This window comes from Paenibacillus sp. TY11 (assembly GCF_059772165.1).
Genome location: NZ_JCBAIQ010000012.1, coordinates 1 through 11,438 on the forward strand (window position 1 = coordinate 1; position 11,438 = coordinate 11,438).

Below are 11,438 nucleotides of genomic sequence, written 5' to 3' on the forward strand. Positions count from 1 at the left end.
TACCGGATCGAGACGGGCGAGATCGAGTCGCAGCTGCTGCGGGTGGAAGGCGTGCGCGAAGCGGTGGTGCTGGTTCGAAGTGACGCGAACGGGCAGAAAGCGCTGTGCGCGTACTACACAACGGATGGCGAACTGACGGCGGCAGACCTGAAACGGGCGATCTCCAGCGAGCTGCCGGGTTACATGATCCCGTCGTACTTCGTCGAGCTGGAGCGTCTGCCTCTGACGCCGAACGGGAAAATCGACCGGAAGGCGCTGCCGGCGCCGGAAGGGGGAGCAAGCGCAGGCCGCGAATACGTGGCGCCGCGCACCGAACTGGAGGCGAAACTGGTCGCCATCTGGCAGGACGTGCTCGGGCCGGTCACGATTGGCGTGACGGACAACTTCTTCGACCTCGGCGGGCACTCCCTGCGGGCGACGACGCTGGTCAGCAAGGTGCACAAGGAGCTGAGCGTGGACCTGCCGCTGCGCGATGTGTTCCGGCACTCGACCATCGAAGCGATGGCCGAAGCGATCAGCCAATTGGAGCGGCAGGAACACCTCTCCATTCCGGTTCTGGATAAGAGGGATTACTATCCGCTTTCCTCCGTGCAAAAACGGCTGTACATCCAGCAGCAAATGGAAGGCGCCGAGCTTAGCTACAACATGTCCGGCATGACGGTTCTCGTCGGGCGCTTGGAACGGAATCAACTCGAGGCGGCGCTCAAAGGATTGGTAGCTCGTCACGAAATTTTGCGAACCGGCTTCGAAATGGTCGACGGCGAACCGGTACAACGGATTTATCCGGACTTGAAGTTTGCCGTCGAGTATACGAAAGCGACGGAAAGTGAAACGAAGAGCATCGTAGACGGCTTTGTGCGCGTCTTTGATTTGGAGCGGCCGCCGCTGCTGCGTGTGGGCTTAGTCGAATGGGAAGCGGAACGGCATCTGCTCATGCTGGACATTCATCATATCGTCACGGATGGCATGTCGATGGGCATCTTCGTCGAAGAGCTGCTGCGCCTGTATAACGGCGAGACTCTGGAACCGCTTCGGATTCAATACAAGGAATTCGCCGCTTGGCAGCAGTCCGAACCTGTAAAAGAGCGGCTGAACCGTCAGGAAGCCTACTGGCTGGACGTGCTGGAAGGCGAACTGCCGACGCTTGAACTGCCTACGGACTTTGTCAGACCTGCCGCTCGCAGCTTTGAGGGAGATGTGCTGCCTTTCAGCATCGACAAGCAGATGACCGACAGCTTGCAGCGCATCGCCGATGAGAACGGTGCCACCCTTTATATGGTGTTATTGGCGGCCTATTCAATCCTGCTCAGCAAGTACTCGGGACAAGAAGACTTCATTGTAGGCACGCCGGTTTCGGGCCGCACACATGCCGACCTGGAGCCGCTCATCGGAATGTTTGTCAACACTTTGGCGATTCGCCATTATCCGTCCGGGGAGAAGACGTTCCTCGCTTACTTGAACGAAGTCAAAGAAACGATGCTGGGGGCCTACGACCACCAGGATTATCCGTTCGAGGAGCTTGTGAAAAAGCTGCAGGCGCCGCGAGATCAAAGCCGCAATCCTGTATTCGATGTCATGTTTGTTCTGGAAACCAAGGAAGATAACGTTCAAAGCTTCGGGGATATCAAGATCGAATCTTATCCGGAAACTCATACGGTTTCCCAATTTGATCTTACCTTGGTCATTTCGTTGCTGGATGAGGGAATGAACGGGCAGTTTGAATATGCCACCAAGTTGTTTACGCGCAATCTGATCGACAATTTCGCTCAGGACCTGCTCGTGATCATCACCCAAATTTGCGAACAGCCTTCGGTGCTGTTGAAGGATATTTCCCTGAACGGGCAATCCGAACAGGAGCAAGATGTGCTAGAGGCCATTGATATTATTTTCTAATCCCTTACCCGGCTTGGGTGTATGCCGTATTTCTCTCGGTACGCATCCTGCCGGGTGTTTTTTTCCAAATGAAAGGGAAAAATCCACCACAGGAATCTGACGTCAAGTGCCGCTGAATTCAGTGATCTCTGGATGTATATTATCGTTATACAGGTACAGGAATGTGCAAATTCGTTTATTTAAAACACAAGCAATTTGCTGACATTATCATAATCCAGGAGATTTGCCGCCGGAATTTTCCAGTAATCCGAAGTGCAAGCTCTGGAATTTCAAAAAGGAAAGGGCAGTCACATCAGTATTACTATAACTACGATGGAATATCTAGGCGTGTTTCCAAACTTAAGTAAGCACACTAAAATCGATGCCAAAGTAAAAAACGCCTTGAAGTTCATTTTAATTTATGTATAAAAAATAAAAATGACTATAATTTGAGATTAGAGAAGGGATGCAATAATTCAATGTCACTTCGGATCGCTATGAGGCTCCTGAGGAAATCCGTAACGAGCTGATTGATTCGCATCCATACCTCAGTCCGGGCATTGCGATGACGAGCAGGGATGAGGAGGGCGAGATACTGCCGTATAGATTGTTTGTGTTCAACTATTCGGCGCTCGCCAGCTGCGGTTTGTCGGCATCAGCCATATCCGGCACCAGGAGTGCCGTTCATAAAGGTTGTGGCGCTGTGGCCGACCAGCTGTTTTTGGACGATCGGGGACATATACTGAGGCAACTTTTCGATTATGAAGAGCAGGAATTTACGGCGACCTGGGTGAAAAGCGGAGTTTTGGAATAAAAGGGCTGCCTTGCCCCCTCATACGAACCGCACAGCATATTGAAGCTGTGGGGTTCTTTTTTGCAATCGGAACTTAAACTTATGCCGATTTTGTTGTAAAATGTCGAATGTAACATGTTAAATGCAGGTGTAACAACGCATGAAGGAGATGAGCTACGAGCAGTTCAGGGCCCATTTGAAAAAGGCTTCACGCCAGCGGGAGGTACCCATCATTAAAATTGTTGCCTTTCAGGAAAAGTACATGAAGCTGGAAGAGGTTCAATTTTTTGACGTGGAATAAAATCACATGAGCGTACAGGCCTGCAATACGGTGTGGATGAACCTGGGGAATAAATCATTTCACCATTTGGTGTCCCAGCGGCTGCAGGTTTTCAGGGAAATGGACAATCTTGGACGGCAATCCTTTGAGAGCCTCATCCGGGAGCTATATGATACGGCGGTCCCACTGCTGATCGATTATGATCTCGAGGATTATTACACGTCGGAGCAGCTGGCGGGTATTTTGGGAATGGACGAGGAAAAGCTGATCGAATAGCTGGAGATGGGATGTTTCAAGGGGGCCTTTATCAATGAAGAGGGAAACTGGCTCAAGCCCAAACCCAAACCCAAACCCAAACCCAAACCCAAACCCAAACCCAAACCCAAACCCAAACCCAAACCCAAACCCAAACCCAAACCGGAGATGGCCTGATCATTTTCGGAATCGAATAGAGCATACGAATTCTGCAGTGGTGCCGAATGTGCCTGCTGCAGGATTTTTGTCTTAAGCGAACTTTTTTGAACCGGGGACGGCCGGGATTCGCCTATATGTTGTAGACCAAGATTAGGAAGTGATTGAATGCCGGAACAACAACAGTGGATGGAACGCTGCAGAAATGGAGACAGGGAGGCTTTCTACAGGCTTATGGAGCCTATGCTTCACCGTGCCTACAGCACTTCGGCGGCCATTCTGGGATCAACCGATTTGGCTGAGGATGCGGTTCAAAATGCGATGATTGAAGCTTATCAAGCGATTATAAACGGAAAAGAGATTCGCAATTTTGCCAGTTGGTTCAAACAGCTGACAGCCATGAGATTCCTGGACCTCGCCAGAAAACAATCGAGAATGAGGCGGTTCTCGGGAGACTTGAACGAGATCGACCCGGTTGACGAGAAAGCACAGCCTGTCGACGCGCTGCTGAAAAAGGAGCAGGATTCCTGTCTTCTCCGCCAAGTCATGTCTTTGGATATGCGATACCGAACGGTCATCGTGCTTTATTACTATCAGGAAATGTCGGTGGAGGAAATTTCCCGGATTCTCGGGGTTAAAAAGGGTACGGTGAAGTCAAGGCTTCATCATGCGAGGGCCAAGCTTCTAAAAATAAGGCAAAATAATGGGAAGGTGATATGCGATGTTTGATATGGAGAATGAACGCCAATGGCGTAGTGAACTTTCAAAAGAGCTCGACCAAATAGCCCTGCCCGAGTCGTTAAGGACTTTCGCAAAGAACATCGAAATGAATGCAGGATCCGATCAGGCGAAATTTCAGCCAAAAAAAAAAAAACAGGCGCTTGGCTCGCCGGGGTTGCGGCAGCGGTGGGAATTCTCGTTTTCACTTCACAGGTATCCCCTACGTTTGCCCAGATGCTCAGAAATATATCGGGCATCTCGTTGGTAACGGATTGGTTGTCTTCCACGCGTACGGTGGATGGAGTAAAGAATGCAGCGGAGCACGAATATACTCCCTTTACCCCGGTTACCTGGAAGCTGGATCAGATGCAGGTTACCCTGTCAGACGTTTACCTGACTAGCGAAATGCTTATTTATAAAGTCCTTATCTCGGATGATAATATTGAGAATCACATGATTCAGAACCCGGATGGAAGCCAGGGATTGGACCAAACGGCAGGGCAATACAACGTCCAGAGTATCGACTTTCAAGGGATCGAGGGAAGCAGCAGCCAGGAAGTGATCTATGATGAAAAAACGCGGCAGCCTGTCCTGGCCGTCTCCTATGCCGTGCAGTTGACTTCAGAAGAGGTTCAATCGTTTTTGAACGAAAAGCCGGAGAGTCTTCGCTTCAAGCTTTTCGTTCATGATGATGCTGAATCCGGAACAGAAAAAGAATATGCCCTGCAGGTGCCATTCCATTCTTCGCAATGGATGGAGGATAAGGTTATACCCGTCTCGCAAACCGTCGAAATCAAGGATGACCCTGACATTCGGTCCCTTGTTGTCGAGAACCTTAGAATTACTCCGCTGAATACGTACCTGGAGCTGCGTCTGGACAACAGTGATGCTTTTGGGCTTGACCTGAATTTGGCCCGAAATTTGGAGGATCAGGGGTTAAGGCTCACGGATAATAACGGGAAGGTATACCCGCTTGATACGTATCGATTGAAATATCAGCCTACGCATCATGCTTTTAAACCGGGACTTATCGAGCTGACCTTTGTCTCTTCTCCTTACTTTGATCCAACCGTGGAGCGGTTAACATTCCATCTTCCTGGAGTAGAGGTGTCTGACTGGACAGAAAGCAATTCGGTTTCCCTGTCCATGGGTGAAGAATTGCCCAAAACGTTTACGTTTAAAGATCACGTCATGCAGATAACGGAAGCCCGTTATGAAGATGGTTTTCTGAAACTTCATGTGGTACAGCCAAATGATCACAAAATGAGATTAAGGTTCGATATTACCTCCTTTATGAAACAGCTTGCCGAATCGCCGGAACTTACGGAAGAATATTACGGCGAGAAATTGGCAGATCGAAAAGATATGCTTGTACCGTCCGCAGGAGTCAACGAATACGACTTGTCGATCATGGCGCCTGAACAGGATCACTACGACATTCGGGTGAAAAGGGATCTGGACGAGGTACACCTGGAAAAAGAGGTTCAGATGGACATCCGGTAGGTGAAGCAGCCAGCACTGGAGGCATCGCCTTAGAGGAGTCTGCACCGGATTTGTCTGACGCTTGGAACCATATTCCGTCTTTAGCCGAAAAATGCACACAGAGAAGTCGCCTAGAAGCGGCTTTTTCGTATTATTGGGTTAGCCAGAATCTTCTGGTTTGATTGAACCATAGGCCTGAATGGCGGGGTGCTGTCCCTGTCCAATAGGTTCGCCTGGTGGTATGGATTAATATGGACTAAATTGGATTTATTGGGATGTGAATTAAGCCTATGTGCATGCACAAAAGTCGAATGACGCAAGTTTTTGAGAGCGGACATGCCGCAATTATAGAGCGATTACAAAAGCGCGGAATGGTCAAATTGCAAGAGCTCGTGAAGGTGCTTGGAGCTTCGGAATCAACGATAAGACGCGATTTGATTGATTTGGAGAGCCGGTAGCTGCTAAAAGCGCATACACGGCGGTGTCTCACTTATGAATGAGAAAACACTGGAACCGGGCATGGAAGAGAAAACGTCCAAAAACATTTAACAAAAAATGACGATTGCCCGTTTGGCCGCCCAGGAGATCGCGAATGGCGAATGTATTTATCTGGATGCGGGAACGACTACATTAGCGATGATTCCGTTCATTGAAGCCAGAGACGTAACCGTCGTTACCAACGGGCTGTCTCATGTGGAAGCGCTGGTGAGCAAGCGGATACGAAGTTATTTGCTTGGCGGCATGATGAAAATTCATACGAAAGCCGTCATTGGCAGCATTGTGCTGCAGAACATGGATAATTTCCGGTTCGACAAATGTTTTCTTGGAACCAACGGAGTGGACGCCGAGATGGGGTATACAACGCCCGACCCCGGAGGAAGCCTTGATTAAAAGGCGAGTGCACCAGCTGTCAGGCAAATCGTACGTGCTTGCAGACTCCAGCAAAATGGGAGAGATAACCTTTGCCAAATTGTTTGATCTGGAGGAGGCAGACCTGATTACCGAGCAGATGAGTTTCCAACTTTCTTTCAATGGAATTTGCAGTAGTTCCAGACTTTTTATTTTTCCCTTAATCACGTGCCGCAGCAAACCCAGCAAACCCAGTAAAATCAACGAAATTAGTTCCACAGTTTTTTATCACCTGACAACTAATTATTCAGTTACATTAAAGTTGGTACCTTAACATTATAGTTAGTTCCTGAGTTTAAAAACCGGTTGTCCTAATTTAGGATGATCGTTTTTTTTAGTTGCTGAATTAGCCGGTATTAAGCTCCTTCGATATGATTTAGTTTCCTCACTCAAGCTCATGAATTCGCTGGATTTCACGAGCAATGGTGGAGTGGTGCCGTCCTAATTCTCGAGCTTTTTCTCGGGTTGTAAAGCTCAATCGATGTAAAGTCTTTGTCTGCGTTCTATTATTCTAAGATGGGAGTAGCTCATGTTGGGTTCCTCCTGTGTAAAGGGTTGTGTGGTAACTTCCATATTACACAAACCCATACATGTTTTTTTGCTTTTTTAGCTGTCGCACTTCATATTACAATCTGTCTTATAATAAAAAAATTCGAAGAAAATCTCCCGAGTATGATACAAAAAAGGAAGAAGGTTCGTCTTCCTAATAGCTGCAGCTTAAAAGGAGGCAATTACAAAATGAGTATTCCGGAATCCTCAGCATTCCGCAACATATTTTATGAGCATTATCCAACCGTACGCAGAAAACTGGCCGCGCTGGTGCGTGATGAAGCCGCAGCCGACGATCTGGCGCAGGAAGTATTTCTGAGGCTGTACAGGAATCCGCCGGACAACCCGGCAACCCTGGGAGCATGGCTGCACCGGGTACTGACAAGAATCGGATACGATTATTTAGAGAAGAAGGCAAGGGAGAGAAAGCTGCAGAACAAGCAGGAGATGATGTATGAGGGGGAGGCCGCTCCTGAATCCGGCGAAGAGGCGCTGATGCGTCGATTGGATCAGGAAGAGGTTCAGGCTTGGCTGGACAGGCTGCCCGAACGAGACCGCCAGGCGCTGATTCTCCGCTACTCCGGCTACAGCTATGCGGAGATCGCGGAAGAGATTAATGTCAGGCCGCCGCTAATCGGCAGTCTGCTGCAAAGAGCGACACGCAAGCTGAAGGCCACAACCAGCAAGGCTATGGCACAGCAGGACTAACCTAATATTCGGAAAGGGTTGAAACGATATGACTACCAAACCGCAGCATTCAGAAGCGGACAAAAGTACACACGAAGCCTGGGAGAGGCTGCAACAGAAAATGGCTACGGAGCCGGTAAACGCCAAATGGGAGACTTGGGGCATAAACAACAAAGAGGACGGTCTGAAGCTTGTCGATACCCTTACGCCGTCAGCGGACTCAGCCGCAATTCAGGATTCGGCATCCAGTTTGAAAGTTGAAGCTCCGGCTCCGGTTGCTTCTTTCCGCCGGCGGGCAGGCAAAGGCCGGAAGTGGGCCGCAGCGGCAGCGGCAGCCGTTATCTTCGGCGCAGTACTTGCAACTCCTATGGGAAATAACGCGCTGGCGGCAATTTTAAATCAATTTCGGGTGCAGGATATCGCTACAGTTGACGAAAGCACGCTCGAAGATATGTTTAATCAGCTGGTTCCGGGAGAATCGGCTGACATGGAAAACACCTTTGGCCAGTTTACATCGGAAAGCGGAAACGTACAGGGAGAATTTACGCGTGAACAGGCCGTCTCCAGGCTCGGATATCAGCTTCTTCCGGTAAATGTGGCCGGAACGAAGGAAAGTGTGTACGTTACTCCTTCGCAAAAAATTACAATGAAGATGAATGTGGATGAGATCAATAAAGCTATGCAGCGTGTGGGGGCAACGAAGCTGCTGCCGGAGTCGATGGACGGTAAAGAAATATCGTTTAGTACTCATGAAAGTGTAAATTATGATTTGGGTACCGATCAGGACCATTGGGCAACTCTGACACAGATGCAGACTCCTGAAATTACGGTGGATCCGTCCGTTGATATGGAGGAAGCGGTGGATGCCGTTCTTCAGCTCCCGATTCTGCCTTCCAATCTGAAGGAGCAGGTAAAGCGCAGCAGCATTCTGGCAGGCTCCATTCCTATGCCGTATGTGGTTTATGAAGGTGCTGAAACTTCTGAGATTACCGTTGGAGGAACCAAGGTTCTGGTTAAAAAGGAGAAGTACAGCTCAATGACGAACCGTACCGCCATCTGGATCAAAGGCGGACAGCTCTTCTACTTTGAAGGCGGGAGCGCCTATGAGTCGGAGGCTGATTTCATGAACAAGCTTAAGGAGCTGGTTGAGGTATGAGTAAGCCGGCAATCGACGCTAAAGGATTAACCAAGGAATACAGCAACGGGCGCGGCTGCCGCAACGTGACCATCGCCGTAGGGAAAGGGGAAGCCTTTGGCTTCCTCGGCCCCAATGGAGCCGGGAAAAGCACGTTTGTGAAAATGCTGGTCGGACTCATCCATCCGACGGTCGGAGAAGCGACCCTGATGGGTGCACCCATCGGTACGCTCGAAGCGAAACGGCAAATCGGGTATCTCCCCGAGCTGTACCGGTATCAGGAATGGCTTACCGGTGATGAGGTCGTCCGGTTGCATGGGCGATTATGCGGTTTGGACAAGCAGGTGATCGACAAGAGAGTTCCTGAGCTATTGCACATGGTAGGTGTGGGTCAGCGGGGGAAGGACCGTGTTAAGCATTATTCCAAAGGCATGCAGCAGCGGCTTGGACTGGCTTGCGCGCTGGTGAATGATCCGGCCGTAATTTTTCTTGACGAGCCTTCTTCCGCCATGGATCCGGTTGGACGAATGCATGTGCGGAGTATACTTGAGGAACTGAAGCAGCGGGGGAAAACGATTTTCTTAAACTCCCATCTGCTTGAGGATGTGGAAGTATTATGCGACAGAATGGCACTCTTGAATAACGGACAGGTTCTCCGTCATGGGCGGGTAGTCGAAGTGCTACAGAAGCGAGTCTGCTGGCGTTTTAAAGTCGGCGGATTTTCGCCTTTTTTGCTGTCCTGGCTTATGGATACGACAGGCTTCAGCTTTCGGGTAATAACAGATGGAAAAGCTGAAGGCGGATTTACAGGAGAGACGGGCATAGATGATACCGTCTGGCTTGAAGCGGAACTGGAGAGCGAAGAACAGGCAGGCTGGATCAATACGTTGCTGATCGGACAGGGGATGACGTTATATGAAGTCACCAAAGTTCGGGAACGGCTTGAAGAGTGGTTCATGAAGGCTGTTGCAGGGCTGAATCATAGGGGGGAACAGGAATGAGGATTATTTGGACCATGACCTGGAAGGAGCTGCTGCGCAAACGGGTCCTCCTGCTGACACTTTTATTAACTGTTGTATTCCTGCTGGGATTTTGGTTTATTGCCGGCGCCATCGCAGGAGATTCTGCCTCCAGGGTGATCACAGGCGGTACGAATAATGAAACTATGATCCAGGAATTTACGCTCGGGATGTTCATTTTGATTCTCGGTTTTTTCTTCGCAAGTTTTGTACTCGCCTTTTTAGCGATTTTCAGCTCATTTTCCGCGATTGCGGGCGAGGCGGAGCAGGGGGTCATGCAGGCGATGCTGCCGCGGCCGATTCCAAGGTGGAAATGGTATACGGGCCGCTGGCTCGGCTATGTTTCGCTTGGTGTAATCTATGCCTTGATATTGTACAGCCTGATTTTGTGGATCACCGATGTGCATGCTTCGATCCCGCGTGATCCGGTAGTGCTGGTGCAGGCTTTTTTGCTCTTTGCTTCAGTCGTTCCATTGCTTGTGACCGTGTCCATGTTCGGGTCCGGCTATTTGTCCTCGGTTGCGAACGGTGTCGTCATGACAATGCTTTATGGGGCTGGTTGGCTCGGTGGCATGGTTGGCAAAATCGTCGGCTCTCTGGGTTTGGAGCCAGGTCCCATGCAGACCCTGAACAATATAACGGGTGTCCTGTCCCTGATCATGCCTGCGGATGGGCTACAGCGTAAAATGCAGGCAGTGCTGTTCAGCTTCGAGGATATCAATAAACTTATCCCGGTAAGTGCGAGTGGACCGTTTGGTATCGGCGAGATTCCATCAACAGCCTTTTTGGTGTACGCGGCATTTTACACGGCTGTGCTCTTTGGGCTCGGGCTGCGCCGCTTTGTTCGCAAGGATTTATAGGTTCTACTTTGAAACTTAAGGTTTCAGCAGCCATGCAAACATGTTCTGTATTGCCAAAGCATGTATGGAAGGAGGGAGATGGTGACCATATCCTGCAAAGGTTTGAAAAGTCACATCTTTTCCCGCTTCCTGCAGACGCTTAAACATGTTTTCCCCATGGCTGTAGTCACACATCTTCTGTCACGTGCATGATCAGTACCGGACAATGGATTTCCTGTACGTGGGCTATCGGTGACCTCAGCTTATAGGCTTGCGGAAGCTTGCCGGTTGAGCCGCTGATCACCCGCTTCATCATCCGGCGGAGATCAATCCGCTCCTCATAGGTTCTGGCCAGGTCCGAAACACTGCAAAAGGAACCACTTTCATAAATTGATAGGCACTGATTACATCCTCGACATCACTTCCCCCGAATTCGTCCCTTCCTTCACCACCTTCGCTGCCGCGATAGGTAGGGGAATAATATTTCCATTAATGGATAAATAATGATCTATAAATGTGGTTTTGACTTGTCCTACCGTACGATGCCGCCGCAGCAGTAAAGCAATACAGGCCAGGAGATGCCGCTCGTTTTAAATGGGTTAAACCCCATATAATAAAGGTATTGACCAAGAAGTGAATTACGGCTATGATGATCATAAGTTCATAAGGCGATGGAGTTCGCCATAACCGCCGCGAGGCTAATGACTCCTACCAGCGAATTTTCACTTTTCCTGGTAGGAGT

Annotated in this window: 10 protein-coding genes, 2 pseudogenes and 1 riboswitch; of the genes and pseudogenes, 10 read left to right on the top strand and 2 right to left on the bottom strand. The window is 49.6% G+C overall.

What is annotated here, in order from left to right:
• From AC6EJC_RS14875 to AC6EJC_RS14900, 6 genes and pseudogenes are all read left to right on the top strand, one after another.
• A partial coding sequence (locus tag AC6EJC_RS14875) for a condensation domain-containing protein (protein WP_444954641.1) occupies positions 1–1,893 on the top strand: 1,893 nt, incomplete at its 5' end.
• 932 nt (positions 1,894–2,825) lie between these two features.
• On the top strand, positions 2,826–2,966 hold the full coding sequence (locus AC6EJC_RS14880) for a hypothetical protein (RefSeq protein WP_444954642.1): 141 nt from the start codon (positions 2,826–2,828) through the stop codon (positions 2,964–2,966).
• A 6-nt stretch (positions 2,967–2,972) separates the two neighbouring features.
• Entirely contained in the window at positions 2,973–3,221 is a 249-nt protein-coding gene (locus AC6EJC_RS14885) for a hypothetical protein (RefSeq protein WP_444954643.1), read from the top strand.
• Positions 3,222–3,524: 303 nt separating this feature from the next.
• Positions 3,525–4,085: an RNA polymerase sigma factor gene (locus AC6EJC_RS14890; RefSeq protein ID WP_444954644.1), complete on the top strand. Its 561-nt coding sequence runs from the start codon at positions 3,525–3,527 to the stop codon at positions 4,083–4,085.
• 177 nt (positions 4,086–4,262) lie between these two features.
• Positions 4,263–5,579 carry a hypothetical protein gene (locus tag AC6EJC_RS14895; protein WP_444954645.1) on the top strand — a complete coding sequence of 439 codons (1,317 nt, stop codon included), beginning with the start codon at positions 4,263–4,265 and terminating at the stop codon, positions 5,577–5,579.
• A gap of 290 nt (positions 5,580–5,869) precedes the next feature.
• Positions 5,870–6,582 (top strand): annotated as a pseudogene (locus AC6EJC_RS14900) (DeoR/GlpR family DNA-binding transcription regulator); the annotation flags it as partial.
• A 288-nt stretch (positions 6,583–6,870) separates the two neighbouring features.
• Here the strand turns inward: AC6EJC_RS14900 and AC6EJC_RS14905 are convergent.
• Positions 6,871–6,998: pseudogene (locus tag AC6EJC_RS14905) on the bottom strand (IS30 family transposase); the annotation flags it as partial.
• A gap of 207 nt (positions 6,999–7,205) precedes the next feature.
• Here AC6EJC_RS14905 and AC6EJC_RS14910 point away from each other — a divergent pair.
• The 4 genes from AC6EJC_RS14910 to AC6EJC_RS14925 are packed head-to-tail and all read left to right on the top strand — an operon-like array spanning position 7,206 to position 10,717.
• Complete coding sequence (locus AC6EJC_RS14910; RefSeq protein WP_444954810.1) at positions 7,206–7,724, top strand: sigma-70 family RNA polymerase sigma factor; 519 nt, start codon at positions 7,206–7,208, stop codon at positions 7,722–7,724.
• 28 nt (positions 7,725–7,752) lie between these two features.
• The gene (locus AC6EJC_RS14915) at positions 7,753–8,859 is read left to right on the top strand and encodes a hypothetical protein (protein ID WP_444954646.1); all 1,107 of its coding nucleotides are present in this window, start codon (positions 7,753–7,755) and stop codon (positions 8,857–8,859) included.
• Complete coding sequence (locus AC6EJC_RS14920; protein WP_444954647.1) at positions 8,856–9,839, top strand: ABC transporter ATP-binding protein; 984 nt, start codon at positions 8,856–8,858, stop codon at positions 9,837–9,839. The genes AC6EJC_RS14915 and AC6EJC_RS14920 overlap by 4 nt, the downstream gene beginning before the upstream one ends.
• Complete coding sequence (locus AC6EJC_RS14925) at positions 9,836–10,717, top strand: ABC transporter permease subunit (RefSeq protein ID WP_444954648.1); 882 nt, start codon at positions 9,836–9,838, stop codon at positions 10,715–10,717. Before AC6EJC_RS14920 ends, AC6EJC_RS14925 begins: the two co-directional genes overlap by 4 nt.
• Positions 10,718–10,883: 166 nt before the next feature.
• Here the strand turns inward: AC6EJC_RS14925 and AC6EJC_RS14930 are convergent, their stop codons facing one another.
• A complete protein-coding gene (locus AC6EJC_RS14930) occupies positions 10,884–11,012 on the bottom strand; it encodes a hypothetical protein (RefSeq protein WP_444954649.1) in 129 nt (42 codons plus the stop codon).
• 342 nt (positions 11,013–11,354) lie between these two features.
• Positions 11,355–11,414, top strand: a riboswitch (Fluoride riboswitch).
• Positions 11,415–11,438: the final 24 nt, after the last annotated feature.